Source organism: Flammeovirga kamogawensis (genome assembly GCF_018736065.1).
Lineage (GTDB): Bacteria > Bacteroidota > Bacteroidia > Cytophagales > Flammeovirgaceae > Flammeovirga > Flammeovirga kamogawensis.
In genome coordinates, this window is sequence record NZ_CP076129.1 from 1,205,973 (window position 1) to 1,222,120 (window position 16,148).

The following is a 16,148-nucleotide window of genomic DNA, read 5'->3' on the forward strand; positions in this document are numbered from 1 at the left end:
GTACACCCGTATTTTTTACAATTAAAAGACATTTACAAATAGAAATTTAAAGCTATCTATTCATTTACCTGAATAAGATTTCTCAACTATTTAGAAATGAAATTTTAATGATTATGAAATTAATTACTACCTCTTTAATTGTATTTTTTTCGCTACTACAATTTATAGCAACAGCACAGGATAACTTAATTACAAATCCTGGTTTTGAAACTGACTTTACTGCAAATTGGGAAGTGACATCAAAAAATACAGAATTTACACCTTCTACTGTTACACATATATTTAATGGAACAAATGCATTACAAATGGTTTTGCCAGATGATAATCCTTCTTTACCGAATGCGCAACTTAGATCAATTGGATATGCATCTTTTACAACTCCATTAACTGAAGCTACTACTTTTAGTATTAGTGTAGATGCTTATGCAGATAAAGACATGACGGTAAGATTTATGTTGCAGTCTGAAAAAGCAGGTATAAAAGAATTAAGCTCTAACTTATCTGTATCTACAAATAATCAGACATTAACTACTACAATTACACTTACTCCAACAGAAGCGTTACCTTCTTTATCAGATTGGCAACTACTATTACAAATGGGAGGAAATACAGGTACTCTGGTAGTAGACAATATTTCTTTAGTACAGGAAGCTGAAAAAACAGATGAAGAATTAGCTCAGGAAGCAATCGATGCAATCGCAATTAATTTTAATAGTATCGATCCTCAAGATGGAAATGGTATTCTATATTCAATCACTTTACCAACAGAAGGAGAGCATGCATCGACAATTAATTGGGCATCTTCTAACGAAAATAGTATTGCTACAGATGGTAAAGTAATGCGAGGAGCTGCTTTAGAAGAGGTGACAATGACAGCAACTGTAACAATTGGAACTACTACTTTAACAAAAGACTTTGTGATTACTGTATTACCATTAACTGTTGAGGGTGGAAATATGATTGTATCAAATGCTAATTTTAATGATGGATTAACGGCTTGGAGTGCTGCATTTAATACTGATCAAGTAAATGAAGGTGATTTTACTTTTACAAGTATCACGCATAAAGAAAATGGCTCTTTGGCAGCTCAATTTGATATTACAAATGGAGGAGTCACTTTTGCTAACCTTGTGACAAGAACAGTTTATTATCCTTTTAATGAAACAACAACAGTTCCTGTTTTCTACGAAATTACATCTGATATTTATGCCTCTGAAGAAGCAAAACTTCGTTATCAGTTTTCTGGTAAAGATATTGAGAATGTAAGCCAGAATATAAACACAGATTTCTTTTTTGTTGGTGAAGAAGTAGAAACAATTACTAAAATTATAGAAGCTCCGGCTGACTTAGTTTCTTGGAGGTTACTATTACAAGTAGGTGGAAATACAGGTCAGATTGTTTATGATAATGTGATTGTGAAAGAAATAGAGACAAATGTAGGGCAAGTAACACTTACAAAAGAAGCCTTGAAATTAGTTTTAGCAGATGGTGATGATGTAGACAATGTTACTCAAAACTTCACCGTAGATATTACAGATACAAATAATTATGGGACAACAATAACATGGGAAGCAGATAATGATGTTGTTTCTTTTGATGGTGCAAACGCAACTTTATTGCCTAGTTCTACAGATCAGATAGTAAAACTAAAAGCTACCATAGAAAAAGAGGGTTTTACTGAAGTAAGAAACTTTACAGTTACAGTTTTAGCTACAGATGAACAGAAATTAATTGATGCTACAGCGGCCCTAGAAATTGAATTTGCAGAAGGTGATACAGAAGCATTGATCACTACAAATGTAACATTACCTTTAGAAAGCTTATTTGAGACTACAGTAACTTGGCAAAGCGAAAATGCAAATATTTCTACAGAAGGTGTCGTCAGTTTAACTTCAGAAGAAGTAACAGGAAAACTAACGGCAACAGTTACTCTAGGGGAATTAACACAGACAAAGGAGTTTGAATTAACTACAGATAGAAATAATGAAGCAAAAGTAGAAGAAGCTAAAACAAGCATTGCAATTACTTTTGCAGAAGAGGAAACGGCTGATAATGTGACATCAAATTTAGAATTACCAACAACTGGATTAAATAATACAACAGTAACTTGGGAGGCTAATAATGAAGCAATTTCTTCGGACGGAACGGTAACTAGAGCAAGTACAGACCAAGAAGTTGAGCTAACTGCAACAATTTCTTTAGGTGAAGTTTTTACCACTACAACATTTATTGTAACTGTTTTAGGAGATGATGCAATTGCTTTAACAGAAGCAAAAGATGCTTTAGAAATTGTTTATGCAGAAGGTGAATCTGCAAGCAATGTTGTCTCAGATATTACTTTAGCAGCAACAGGTTTTCACAATGCTACAATTACATGGACGAGTACTCATGAAGAAGTAATTACTACATCAGGTACAGTTTCAAGGCAACAATTATCTACAGATGTAGTAGTAGAAGCAACTCTAGTTATTGGAGATTTATCAGCAACAAAATCATTTACTTTAACTGTGATTTCTAATGAGCAAGAACTAGTAAACGAAGCAAAAGAAACTTTAGAGATTACTTATGCAGAAGGAGATAATGCAAGTACTGTAACTAAGAATATTACGCTAACAAACACCGCGGATAACAATACAACAGTAACTTGGGTATCTGATAATGAAACGGTAATTACAGCTACCGGAGAGGTTACAATACCTTTATCAGATAAAGATGTTATGCTTACGGCTACTCTTACATTAGGAGAATCTACAGCAACTAAAACATTTACTGTTAAGGTGATAGGTAATGCAGTAGTGTTATTATCAGAAGCAAAAGAAGCTTTAGTAATTACTTATGCCGATGGCGAAGATGCTACTACAGTCACTCAAAATATTACTTTGGTTGACGAAGGAGAAAATAATGCGACAGTTACATGGTCTTCATCAAATGAAGAAGTGATTTCTACATCTGGGGTAGTAACACAATCGTTTGCAGATCAAATGATTGATTTGACGGCTACACTTCTGCTTGGTGATGAAACTACAACTAAAGTTTTTTCTGTAACAGTAATGAAAACAGAAGCACCAACGGCAGTAGAAGATACTAAAGTAGCAGTGAAAGTTTGGCCTAATCCATCGCAAGATAAAATTAATATCACTTCGGAAACACCTATTAAAACGTTGCAAATTTACAACCTAACAGGACAGTTAGTGTATGTACTTCCAACAGCTTTAATAGGGAACACCACACAAGTAGATATTTCTGGTTTGACAAACGGTAATTATATTCTTCGTGTAAACGGAGGACATAAAACTTTTATCAAGCAATAAGGGAAATTGTCGGTTGATAATTGACCCCACTTTTGAATTAAGGATGACAGACAATGTAGGCTGTTTCAAACTTTTGAGACAGCCTATTTTATACTTATAAAAACTACGAAATGAGAAAATTACTACTAACGATTTTTTTACAATTACTAATTGGAGGACTTGTTAAAGCACAGTCTCCAGCGCACGAAATGGCCAACCGTTTAGGAACGGGATATAACTTTGGCAATGTAATGTCTGCAAATAATGAAGGTGATTGGGCAGCTCCAATTGAGGAATATATGATGGAAGATGTGGCAAACGCTGGCTTCGATCATATCCGTTTACCTGTACGTTGGGGCAGTCATACCGATGAAAATGCACCTTATACAATAGATCCCGCTTGGCTTACAAGGGTGGAACAAGTGGTAGATTGGGCATTAGAACGCAATTTAATTGTGGTTTTAAATGCACATGGAGAACATTGGTTTATAGAAGAAGTACACAAAGAAGATAACGAATATCCTGACCCTGAAAAATGGGAAAGAATGGTGAAAATCTGGGAGCAAATAGGTTCCCATTTTAAAGGCAAATCTCATGATGTGGTTTTTGAACTTCTAAATGAGCCGTACTTTAATATGAATAAAAAGTTAGTAGATGAAATTAATATTGATTTGCTTGCTGCGGTTAGAAAAGAACACCCAGATAGAATTGTAATGCTTACAGGTGGTGGTGATAATGCTATTCATGCACCTCAGCAAATGGACCTTTCTATTTTTGAAAATGACAATAAGATTATCCCTTGGTTTCATTATTATTGGCCAAACACGTTTTCTAAGTACCCTGAAATAAATGGAAGTTCTCCAATTTGGGGGACAAAAGAAGAATACGCGTCTTTATACGCTGATTTTAAAAATGTGAAGGATTGGGCTGATACAAACAATTTACCGTTGTATTTAGGAGAGTTTGGGTCGAATTCTGTTTGTGATGCAAAAAGCAGAGAGCGTTATCATAAAGCAATAATTGAGACATCCGAAGCATTAGATTTTCCAAGAGCAATATGGTGTGCTGGTCCTAAATCAAATAAAATGATTTACACACGTAACCAAGGAGAATGGGTAGATGGACAGCTGGAAGCATTGTTTCCATCATCTAAAAGAAAAAATATACTCTTCTTAGTGGTAGACGACCTGAATACAGACTTGGTGGCATTTAATAACTCAGAAGTACAAACACCGGTGATAGATAAATTGGCAGAAGAAGGTATAAAGTACCTAAATGCACAATGTTCTTACCCTGTTTGTGGTCCATCGAGAGCAAGTTTTTTAACGGGCACTTATCCAGAAAGAAATGGAGTAACCAACCTATCTAATTTACTTCCTGATATTGCTCCAGATTTAACTACACTACCAGAATTATTATCAAAAAATGGCTATAGAACGGCTGCTGTTGGGAAAGTTTTTGACCCTAGAAATGTGGATGACGGTCATTATAATGCCGCTTGGACAGAAGATTACACAGCGCCATCAAAATATATTTATCCAGAAGAATACGGTGATTTTGTGGGTGGAAATAGTTACAGAGTAACGGATGGCACTTCTTATGAAATCGGCCCGGAAGGAGTAGGAGATGATGGTTACCAAGATGGTCAGTTTTCTGAACATGCTGTGGCTACTTTAGAAGAATTAGGAGCATCTAGTCAGCCTTTCTTTTTGGCTGTGGGCTTTAAGAAACCTCACTTACCGTTTGTAGCACCTAAAAAATATTTTGATTTATATGATAGAAATACATTAACGTTAGCTGATTATCAAACTTTACCCCAAGGAGCACCCTCTTTTATATACAAAGAGCCAACAGAACTTACAGGTTATAATGATATTCCACAAACCTGGGAAGCAATTTATAACGGTCATGAAAACGTACTCGATCCAGAAAAACAAAGAGAATTATTGCATGCTTACTATGCTTGTGCATCTTACATCGACGCGCAGATTGGTAAGGTAATTACTAAATTAGAAGAGATTGGAGAAAAGGAAAACACGTTAATTATTTTGATTTCAGATCATGGTTTTAATCTGGGAGATCATAATATGTGGGGTAAACATAACTTACTTCAAAATGCAGTACAAGTGCCAATGATTGTGATAGACCCAGCTAAAGCACTAAAAAATGAAAAGGACAGAGCAGTACAATTAGTAGACCTCTACCCAACAGTTTGTGATTACACGAGTACGCCAAAACCGAGTTTTCTACAAGGTAATTCGCTTTATATAGCAGACGATACAGAAACAAATTACCCATTAGATTTAGCCGTTACTTTTTATAAAAAAAATGGAAGCAACGGGTATACATTTAAACAAGGAAAGTACCGTTATACCATGTGGACTTCTGATAAAACAATGACACCAATGGAGCAGCCTTTCTCTGTTGTAACTACTATTGAAGAAGAGTTTTATGTGTATCAGAATAATCAGGAAATAGAAACAGAAAATGTAATAAATAAGGCTGCCTACTCAAAAGAAATAGCCGTATTAAAAGAAGCTGCAGAAAAGTGGTGGACCGCTTATTACGGTCAGGTACATAATTTAGAATCTACCAATCTTATACGTATCAATAGTAATTTTGAAGAAGGAGTTTTAACAGGTTGGACATCAACTTTTAAGAGTGGTAGTACTATTGATTATGATTTTGTAAGTGAAAATCATCCTGTAAATGGTACTAAAGCTGGGGTTTTTCATATTAGAGAAACAGGTACAAATGTGTCTAATATTGGTTTACGCTCTAATGAATATGCAATAGGTTATACAACAAATGAAATTGAAGATTTTGAAGTTGCTTTTGATATTTATACCACCACAGCTACTACAATAAGGTATCAATTACAATTTGATGGCAATACAGAAAAAGTGATTAGTGATAATATTGAAATAGAGGCAGGGAAGGATATAAAAATAAATACAAAACACGAAGTTCCCATTGGCGTGTCATCTGTAAGAATATTATTTCAGTTAGGTACTGCAACAGAACGTGTTTATTTTGATAATGTAAGTATAAAAATTGATGGTTTAGAGAATGATAAAGAGCTTTTGAAAGAAGCAGTTGATAACCTAGAAATCATTTATCAGGGAGAGGATTCTAAAAATGCAGTAAGTAATAATTTAATTTTACCACAGGAGAGCACTAACGCTACAACCGTTACATGGGTAAGTGATACGCCAAATGCTGTACTTGTGCAGAATGACACAGGTTATGTATTCTTAAATGAAGAGGCGATAACAGTAAAATTAACCGCAACAATCACCTTAAAAAATCTTACAGAAGTAAAAGAATTTGTAGTGAAATTAAATCCAAATGTATCTCCAGAAATGATTGCAGCATTGGACAACCTTGAAATTCAATATTCTTATGGAGATAATGCAGAAAATGTTACAAAAGACATCTACGTTAGTGGCACTTCTTTAACAGCTAAAGTGGATTGGGTTTCTAATAATTCTGGTGTCACATTTTCCGATTTTACTGGTGTCGTATCGCAGGTAACTGAAGATGTTCAGGGTACTATAGAAGCACGTTTATCAATAGGTAACGAGAAAGCAATTAAACTCTTTTTATTGAATGTTAAAGCAAAAGAAGAAACTCCAACAACTACATTACCAAGTTTTGAAAACCCGGTTTTATATCCAAACCCTACTTCGTCATTATTATACATCAAAGGGATAATAAAACAAGGAGCTACTGCTAGTTTATATTCTTTAGAAGGCAAGAAATTAGGAGAATATTCTCTAGCGATAAATGGAGCTAGAATTGATCTATCTTCCATGAAGAAAGGAATTTACCTCCTTTTAATAGAAGGGAAATCATATAAAATTATAAGAAAATAAATGAAGGAGGAATTGAATAGTTTTTAAACCATCACGAACCATATTTAAACCTGTTTATTGGCTAAATATATGACTTTTGGTGTAAGAACTATTCACATTAAATATACATTATGAAAGCTATAATATCCTCAATTACCATTACACTACTATTACTTGTAAATACAACTTATGCACAGCAATACCGTACGGTGGAAAAAGAAGTAAAGTATTACGTTAAATGGTTTGAGAACATTGTTCCTTTAACAGCAACGCAACACGATAAAATGATTGCGGTGAGAACAGAATATGTAAAAGAATTGAGAACATGGAAAGCTAAGAAGTACACAGAACACCACGAAAAGCTTACCATTGATAAAAGATATTGGAAAAACAGAGACAAAGTTTTAAGTGAGACACAAGTAATTACACTTAGAACCTACCTGACGACTAAGCACGAAGTAGATCAATTGGATGATATTATACATTTTTCGGAAGTTCAAAAAGAAGAGTTCTTCAATAAAATTTTGCCAATAAACAGAAACCTAGTTATGGCAAGTAATGAGTTTGGTATATACAATGCATCTTACTTAGCTATTGAAGAAGAGAGCATGTCTCAAAAAGATAAGTTAAAAGCAGCAATGTTTACTGCAAAACAACAACACGATTATATACTTCATAAATCATCATATGAGAAGAAAGTGAAAGGATTCACAGATGCTTATTCAAAAAATGAACTTGAAGAAACCGAAACTTATAATCTTCTAGAACCCACAATCAACAAATAGAATTATTAAATGTTGTGTGATTGCCCATTGTATACGGGAGTAAGTCTGTGAACTTACTCCCTTTTTTTTGTTCACATCTATTAGATAATTATTTAGTTTAATATGAAACAAAAAATCAACTAAAGCAGTTTATATAATCAGAAGTTAGATGAATGCGCTTAGTAGATAAGTGATAAAAAAATTGAGAGAGTTAAGTTCATGAAAAACCTCGTTGGTGTTGCCGGCGAGGTTTTTTTGTATTTGTCTGATTTATTTGAATTATTACTCTGTAGCTTTTTTCTAAATAAAATGAGTAAGTATTATTTAATAGTTTAATACTTTACATTAATGAATTAGATAACTCCGTAATCAGTTCATTCCTCAACCCAGAAAATAAAGTTTCCAACTCTACATTTCCCTTAAAAGCCATACTCATAACCTCATTACTTAAAAAAGGAATTTGATAGGCATGTATATCAATTTTTTTACCATCTCCCCATTCATCTTCGATAGTTAGGTGAGCTATTTTTTCTTGATAATTGTTTATCGTATTGGGATAGAAGAGAATGATTTCATCTACTTTAAAACGAATGGCATAGGCAAGCATTTGATATAAATCTGTTTGTGAAATACCCTTTTTAGGATCTGATTCATCTGTATAGACAATTTTATATTTTGTATCTGCAATGTAGTTTTTTGTTCCTGTTTTTATAAGAAGGTCTGGTTTTAGATTAAACGTGTTTTTTGTATCTAAGTACTTGTCTGAGACTTGTGCTTTGGCAGTTATTTCTTCCAGTTCCTTTTCAATAAAACCAAAAATAAAATCTTCAAATACGTACTCCATTGGTAGGAGGAAAGCGAATAGTTTCAATTCATTTTTATAGCTAAATGAAATGGCATTACTCAAGAATAACTGACAGTAATCTCTTACTGTAGTAAACTCCTCAAAAACGGGATTAAATGATATAGTAGCACATTGAGAAGCGGTAGCTTGCTCATCCGATACTTCATCTAAAAAGAATAATATCTCTCTAAGGTACTTTTTGTTATCGCTGTTTTGCGTAACAGTGAAAAGTAGATTTGCCACATACTTAATGATACGATTAAACTTATTATCCATCACAAAAGCATCGTAGGAGCAATTTAGTTTATGCCAATTTCCCTTTGATAGATTTTGACGGATATATTCATTCGTATTAAGTCTGCCTTTGATATGATTTAATTCACTACTTTGCTCTTCATAATTTTGATAGATAGAAGTAGCGAGTAGTTTACGCGTATACTTTGCAAATAGATAGATTAGTACTTCAAAGAAATCACTTTTCACATCACCCAAAGTAGTTTGATAGCTTGGAAACTTTATCTTCCTACAATAGCTTAGCCACCATAAAATGTGGTTTTGCATTTGACCTACTTCATCTTTAGAATACTCTTTACCTTGCTTGTAAAATACTTTAGGCAATAAGTTGATAGTATGTCCTTCAAACTGAACTACACCTACGTATTTATTAGATTTTAATTCATTGGTTTTATGTAGTGTCTGAATGAAACGCTGTGTTTCTATTGCTTTAGATTCACCTTTTTCATTATACCAGGAATTCACTTCTCTATTTACCCAGATTTCATCTAAAAATAAATCTAGACTTTCTAAATCAATGTCATCAGCAACTACTTTATTTTGATATTCAAATAGATTAATCATTGAATCCTTCCACTTTTAATGGCCAAGAAGTTTTGTCAACTTTAAAACCTGCATAACCTAATATACTTTTTACATCTTTTTCATCATTGAGGAAATATTCTAAAAGAAGAGGAATTACCTTATTATTGATGGTCTTGAATAAATCAAAGTTTTTATCCATAAAGTAGGAGTGCCCAATTTGAAAGTCATGCCCTTTCATTGAGATAATCTTATCATTGATTTTTTGAAGAATTTCAGCATAATGCATTCCTTCTAAATCATATTGAGGATACAAGGATTCAAACTCAAAACGTCTTCTTAAAGCAATGTCTAATAAAGCAATTGATTTATCAGCTGTATTCATTGTGCCGATTATATAAAGGTTAGATGGCACTGTAAACTCATCGCCTGAAGGTAGTGTAGTGGTTAATGCTAAATCACCTCCATAACGCTTATCGGGTTCAATAAGGGTTATTAATTCTCCAAAAACTCTAGAAATATTAGCTCTGTTGATCTCATCAATTATGATAACATAGTTTTTCTTTTCTACTTTTTCTTGTACTCCAGACTTACCAATTTTTAATAACTCCTCTAAAAGTGGTGTGTAATAGGTAGATAATCCTTGAATCCCCATTGTTGATTCAGCAGAATACATTTTTCTTAATGATTCAATACTCAGTGTATGTGCTGTTCCTCCACTTGCTTTCCTAAATCCAATAGATTTATTACCTATTTCAGTAATGAAATAAGAAACCTTTTTCATTTGAATCTCTATTTCTTCAACTTCACCCTCTAAAAGTGGTTGAAAGAATTCTTGGAAAACTTCTTCGTAAGGTTTTTTACTAACTTTAAATTCTTTCGCATCTTTTAAATTAGACAACGCTTTATCTGCAATCGCCTTAAAAATACCATCTTTCTTCTCAAAAGAAAGTTGATCTCCTTTATCTGTATCAGGTCTTAAACCTTGAATAAAGTCTTCGTAACTATAGTTTTGATGGAAGGTGATAAATTCTATTTGATTTCCTCTATGTTCATTAAATATCTTTTTAGCTTCCATATAATCTGTAATTTCGTAACCAGCTATAATTGAAGCAGCTTTTGATATTGTAGAGTAGGTTTTTCCTGTACCTGGAGGGCCGTAAAGAATAGAGTTTAGAGGGTAGTTTATTTCCACTTTTTTGTCTGTTTTTTCTGAAGTTATATTTTCTATTACACCAAATGCTTCCATTAATACTTCATTTCTGAAATCTTTATCAAAAATGTATTTTTCAAATTCTTTTGAATTGGATTTACTATAACCTGTTTTTGATGTTCTCTCTAACTCAGATTTAGCATTTGTGATTATATTATCAAGTTGCTCCTTATAATTCTGATTATCTTCTAAAAAGTAGAACCAAGTATCCTTATCGGGTTCTTTTTGTTTATCAATGTACCCTTTATTCCAACCGAATTTTCTTTTGTCGAGAACAGCGATATAACATTGTCCAATACTGAAACCTAGTTTATTTTTACTTTTAGGTAAGTTGAAAAAGAACCTTTCATCTCCTTGTTCTAATGCTAGAGTATTAATAACCGTATCAATGGTTTGGGTTAGATCAAAGATATTTTCTTTACCGATTTCTTTGAAGAGAGGTACGAGCAATGAAGTAGCTTTATTTATTCTCATACTTTTCAAGACTTCATATTCTTTTTTAGTAGAAGAGAAATTTGACCCTTGTGAACCCCCTTTAAATTTATCAAATACTTTATGTTTTGTTAAATCAGATTTTAATATAGGATTATCTACAAAGCTATACTCTATTGTAATATCAGCTTTAGAGGTTGCTTTAGATTCTTTTTTCCATAAATGCTCATCCGAAGAGGGTTTATAATCATAAGGTTTTGATGTCACTTCAGCTAGTGCATAGCAACCAGATTTATTTCCTGTTACCCACAAAATAACTTTATCTCCCTCTTTTATTTTATCCTTGTGAGCAGTAACAGTCCAATTATCAAGAATTTTTTCTCTTAATGATCTTTCGATATCAAAAACAGACGGATTACCTTGAAACACCCAATAGTTAACTTTATTATTTTCTTGTCCCCATAGCCAAGCATCATATGATATTTTATAAAATGACTCGTTTGTTTTAGATTGGACTTTTTCTAAAACTTGGTTATACTCATCAAAAGTATTGAAGTTAGTATTGATATTTAAAACTTTCTCTAAATAGGGTTTTACAGGTCCGTTAATCGGGAAGTACTTTTCAGGATTTACGTAGAACAATACTTCCGTCAATTTGGTTTTACCAACATTTTTAATGTTTAGAATATCTTTAAAATTCTCATTATTTATATTTCCATCTAATACATCAAAAAAGAAATCCCAGAGTCTATTAATTTCATTATTTACCCTTTCTTTCTTATAAACAAATAGCCAAACTTTTTGAGCATTAGAAGTAGGTAAACCTGATACATCAGTTATATTTTCATCAAATTTCAAATGATTTGATAACCTTTGTATTAGATCAAGCCTATTTTTATCTCCATACTTATTCAAATAGGCTAAAAAAGTAAAAGGGTCAATTTCATTCATTGGAAATTGAGTATCACTTTCATCAATATCATTTAATGCATCAACACCTAATAACCTTAAGATTTCAATTAATGACTCTTGTTTTTCTCTTTTTGTACTTAAAAAGGAGATGATCTTTTTGTAAGTATTTAACCAGGTAAATTGAAGGGTATTTGTCATATAAAATATAAGTAAAGGAATTTCTTTAGTCAGTTTAATTATTATCTTTTTCTTTCTTGCCTATTTCATACATACGAATTATTGAGAACATACTAATTCCACCAAATATAGCCGATGGTATGGCAAAATCTTCAGCAAATGAGCCTCGACGAAAAGAACCAACAACCATTATAAAGGTTATAAAAATACATAGTCCAATAAGGAAATAAATGAATTTTTTCTGTTTGTTTTTCATAATTAACCAGTTTTTAAATTAAAAATAGTACTTTCTAAAACCCACTAAGAAAAGTCTCCACAAACCCCACCATTTTATCCGTAACTCTCTGTGCTAGTTTCTTACGTTGCAATAGTTTAGGTCTGGTCTCAAATGTTTCTATAACATCCGATTGTATAGGGGTTCTATTGGTAAAGAGGTAATCGCTGATGACTTTTTCTGTAATATCAGCTTTTAGTTTCTCTTCATTTACGAGTTTGGTAAATGCATTTTGCTTTTCTACTTCTATAAATTTATCAAATTCATCTGTCACCTCTTCGCTATCTTTGATGTGAGGTAAGTTTTGATCAATAAATTTTTCTATCAATTCTTTCTTGCTTCTTAGTTGTACTTCACTAGATAAAGTGTCGATGATAGATTTTTTCTGACCTTCTTTTTTTGCTCCATCTGGAGTTTCACAAATTTGTGCTAGAAGGGTTAAAATGTAAGCGACATTGACTTCATCTCTATGGATAAGTTCTAACTCAAAATCTACATCATCCAGAATAGATGTTTTATCTGTGCCTCTATCGTTCTTAACCTTGTCATTTATATCCAAGTACTTACTTTTATAGTCTTCGTAAGCTTGTGCGGGGAGATCCAAATCATCTTCTTTATAATCAGCAAAACCATGAAGAATATGTTTGATACGCATTAGATTTCTAAATGCTTTTACAAAAGCAAGCTGCTCATCCTCTCTTATAATATCATCTACACTTTCTACTGTTGGTGCTAGATAAAGAAGCTTTTCTAATGCTTCATGGAATTTATCTAAATGTTGCTCATAAGGTTCTATTAGTATAACTTCTTTTGCATCTTTATTAGAAAAGAGAAGAATGGCATCGTCTGTGTTCTTCTTTAGGTTTCTGAAACAAACAATATTTCCATGCGATTTTTTCTCGTCTAAGATTCTATTGGTACGTGAAAATGCTTGGATTAAGCCATGGTATTGAAGGTTTTTATCGACATATAAGGTATTCAATAGCTTACTATCAAAACCTGTCAAAAACATATTCACAACCAAAAGAATATCAATTTCCTTGTTTTTGACTTTCTTGGCGATGTCGTTGTAATAGTTATAAAACGACTTAGAATCTTTGGTAGAGTAGCTTGTGCCAAACATTTTGTTGTAGTCGGCAATATATTTATCAAGAATTTCTCTACTGTGTAAGTTACCGTAAGTGGCTTGTGGTTCAGCGGCTATTGCTCCTTCAAACTCACCAAAAGCACCATTCGCATCCTTATCGTCTTCATTGGCTTTGTAGCTAAAAATGGTTGCGACTTTTAGTTGATGTTCTCCAGCTTCTTTTTTCTTTTGGAGGATATCGTAATACTTGATTAATGTATCTACACTACTCACACACATCATACCTGTAAAGGTTTTGCTGTGTGTTTTTCTTTCGTGATTATTGATGATATAATCAGCAATTTTTGTCAGTCGTTTTTCTGATTCTAACAGCTCTTTGGTGTCAATATCTTCTACTAAATTATCTGTATCGATATCCAATTCATTGTTAGAATTTTTCTGCTTGTAACGCCCTACGTATTCTATAGCAAAGCGTAAAACATTTTGATCTTTAATCGCATCTGTAATGACATATTTATGCAAACATTCATCAAATAAATCTTTGGTAGTACGCTTTCCTAAATCATTTTTTGCAGAATTATCTGCAAAAATAGGTGTACCCGTAAAACCAAACAGCTGCTTATTTTGAAAGAAGTTAGTAATGGCTTTATGCGTATCTCCAAACTGAGAACGATGGCACTCGTCAAAAATAAATACAATACGCTTATCCACTAAATTTCCCATTCTCGATTGATAGCGAGCTCCATTAATGGCTGTATTCAGTTTCTGAATAGTTGTTACAATCAATTTGGTATCATCGGTAAACTGTTTTACCAACTTATTGGTATTGTCTGTGCCATCTACACTACCATCAGAAAAGTGGTTGAACTCTTTAGTAGTTTGATAATCCAAATCTCTTCTATCTACTACAAAAACCACTTTGTGGACTTCGGGAATTTCCATCATAATCTGAGAAGCCTTGAAAGATGTTAATGTCTTCCCTGATCCCGTCGTATGCCATATATAGCCGTTCTTCACACCCTTTTTTACTCTATCAGCAATGGCTTCCGTAGCGTAATACTGATAAGGACGAAGCACCATTAATATCTTATCCGATTCATGCAGAACAATGTATTTGGTGATCATCTTGGAGAGATGACATAGCTCTAAGAAAGCATCCGCAAACTTGGTAAGTTCTGTAATGTTTCTATTCTCTTTGTCCGCCCAGAAAAACGTCTGCTTAAAAGACTGCTTACGGTTATTGGCGTAATACTTTGTATTGACACCGTTGGAAATCACAAACAATTGGATATAATTGAACAATGCTTGCCCTGCACCATAAGAATGACGTTGATAACGGTTGGTTTGGTTAAATGCTTCTTTCAGCTCCAATCCTCTACGCTTCAATTCCACTTGTACCAACGGTAAACCATTAATCAAAAGTGTGACATCATACCTATTTTTATAACTTCCTTCCATAGTGATCTGTTGTGCCACTTGGAATTCATTTTTACACCACTGCTTCTGATTGATAAATTCTATATATTCACTGCTTCCATCGTCCTTATTGATCTGCATTTTATCTCGCAAAATCTTTGCTTTCTCAAATACAGAACCTTTGTTTAAGTGGTTCAAGACCTGCTTAAACTCGGCATCGGAGAAGGAAGTGTTGTTATGCTTTGCTAGTTGGCTTTTCAGATTAGACAGTAAGGCAGTTTCATCAGATAATTTTACTTGATCGTAGCCTAGTTGTTGAAGTTGTTGTACTAGGTTGTTTTCTAGGATTTGTTCTGGTTGGGTAGTCATGATAACATTAAAGATAAAAAGAATAGTAATAAAATTACAGATATAACAATAACATATCCGGTTCTATTATCTGTAACTGTTTTAGTTTCTACATAATCTTCATTTTTTTTATTTTCTTCTTTTTTTAGTATTTCATTTTTTATTGCCTTGTAAGTTTTATTTTCAATAATTATATTTTTGAATGTACTTTTAGTAATAGTACTATTACTAGCAACCAATTCAAAACTGAAGCTCTCTTTATCAAAAACCTTACTTTTAATTGTCTTTGACCCAATAGGTTTCACTTGCCCAAAGGGTTTCAACATCACAACATCACAATTCAGACACTTCCAATAAAAAGTAATTTCTTCATCGAAAGCTACCTCTTTTTTATTAGCAGTAAATGACTCAATTACAGGAACGAAATAATTTTCTTGTGGTTCAGAATAAGACGATTGATTAGACTTAACTTTTCTTTCTTCATCATATATAGCCCTTTTATGAGAATTACTCAATATCTCATACGCCTCTTGTATCTCTTTAAATCGATCCTCAAAAAACTTATCTCCTCCGTTCATATCTGGATGAAATTTTTGAGATAACTTTCGATATGCCTTCTTTATTTCGCTATTATCGGCTTCTTGTGATACTCCAAGTATGTAGTAATAATCTTTATTTAAGTTCATCTGTTTCAATGTTATTTCAACCTTATCAATTTCTC

The 16,148-nt window shown here is 32.9% G+C and carries 8 protein-coding genes; 3 read left to right on the plus strand and 5 right to left on the minus strand.

Annotated elements, in window-relative coordinates:
* Positions 1–113 precede the first annotated feature (113 nt).
* From KM029_RS23110 to KM029_RS23120, 3 genes are all read left to right on the plus strand, one after another.
* The gene (locus KM029_RS23110; RefSeq protein ID WP_158631194.1) at positions 114–3,311 is read left to right on the plus strand and encodes a T9SS type A sorting domain-containing protein; all 3,198 of its coding nucleotides are present in this window, start codon (positions 114–116) and stop codon (positions 3,309–3,311) included.
* A gap of 110 nt (positions 3,312–3,421) precedes the next feature.
* Positions 3,422–7,165 carry a sulfatase-like hydrolase/transferase gene (locus KM029_RS23115; protein ID WP_144076173.1) on the plus strand — a complete coding sequence of 1,248 codons (3,744 nt, stop codon included), beginning with the start codon at positions 3,422–3,424 and terminating at the stop codon, positions 7,163–7,165.
* Between the two features lie 110 nt (positions 7,166–7,275).
* Positions 7,276–7,929 carry a hypothetical protein gene (locus tag KM029_RS23120; RefSeq protein WP_144076174.1) on the plus strand — a complete coding sequence of 218 codons (654 nt, stop codon included), beginning with the start codon at positions 7,276–7,278 and terminating at the stop codon, positions 7,927–7,929.
* A 319-nt stretch (positions 7,930–8,248) separates the two neighbouring features.
* Here KM029_RS23120 and KM029_RS23125 read toward each other — a convergent pair whose 3' ends face one another.
* The 5 genes from KM029_RS23125 to KM029_RS23145 are packed head-to-tail and all read right to left on the minus strand — an operon-like array spanning position 8,249 to position 16,113.
* Positions 8,249–9,610: an McrC family protein gene (locus KM029_RS23125; protein ID WP_144076175.1), complete on the minus strand. Its 1,362-nt coding sequence runs from the start codon at positions 9,608–9,610 to the stop codon at positions 8,249–8,251.
* Positions 9,603–12,323, minus strand: a complete 2,721-nt coding sequence (locus tag KM029_RS23130; protein ID WP_144076176.1) for an AAA family ATPase — start codon at positions 12,321–12,323, stop codon at positions 9,603–9,605. Before KM029_RS23130 ends, KM029_RS23125 begins: the two co-directional genes overlap by 8 nt.
* Positions 12,324–12,357: 34 nt before the next feature.
* Positions 12,358–12,558, minus strand: a complete 201-nt coding sequence (locus KM029_RS23135; protein ID WP_144076177.1) for a hypothetical protein — start codon at positions 12,556–12,558, stop codon at positions 12,358–12,360.
* 34 nt (positions 12,559–12,592) lie between these two features.
* Positions 12,593–15,448 carry a type I restriction endonuclease subunit R gene (locus tag KM029_RS23140; protein ID WP_144076178.1) on the minus strand — a complete coding sequence of 952 codons (2,856 nt, stop codon included), beginning with the start codon at positions 15,446–15,448 and terminating at the stop codon, positions 12,593–12,595.
* Positions 15,445–16,113: a J domain-containing protein gene (locus KM029_RS23145; RefSeq protein ID WP_144076179.1), complete on the minus strand. Its 669-nt coding sequence runs from the start codon at positions 16,111–16,113 to the stop codon at positions 15,445–15,447. Before KM029_RS23145 ends, KM029_RS23140 begins: the two co-directional genes overlap by 4 nt.
* Positions 16,114–16,148: the final 35 nt, after the last annotated feature.

Excerpts from the sequence above, each read along its gene's own strand:
- KM029_RS23110 (WP_158631194.1), top strand. The coding sequence starts at position 114 with ATGAAATTAATTACTACCTCTTTAATTGTATTTTTTTCGCTACTACAA.
- KM029_RS23115 (WP_144076173.1), top strand. The coding sequence starts at position 3,422 with ATGAGAAAATTACTACTAACGATTTTTTTACAATTACTAATTGGAGGA.
- KM029_RS23120 (WP_144076174.1), top strand. The coding sequence starts at position 7,276 with ATGAAAGCTATAATATCCTCAATTACCATTACACTACTATTACTTGTA.
- KM029_RS23125 (WP_144076175.1), bottom strand. The coding sequence starts at position 9,610 with ATGATTAATCTATTTGAATATCAAAATAAAGTAGTTGCTGATGACATT.
- KM029_RS23130 (WP_144076176.1), bottom strand. The coding sequence starts at position 12,323 with ATGACAAATACCCTTCAATTTACCTGGTTAAATACTTACAAAAAGATC.
- KM029_RS23135 (WP_144076177.1), bottom strand. The coding sequence starts at position 12,558 with ATGAAAAACAAACAGAAAAAATTCATTTATTTCCTTATTGGACTATGT.
- KM029_RS23140 (WP_144076178.1), bottom strand. The coding sequence starts at position 15,448 with ATGACTACCCAACCAGAACAAATCCTAGAAAACAACCTAGTACAACAA.
- KM029_RS23145 (WP_144076179.1), bottom strand. The coding sequence starts at position 16,113 with ATGAACTTAAATAAAGATTATTACTACATACTTGGAGTATCACAAGAA.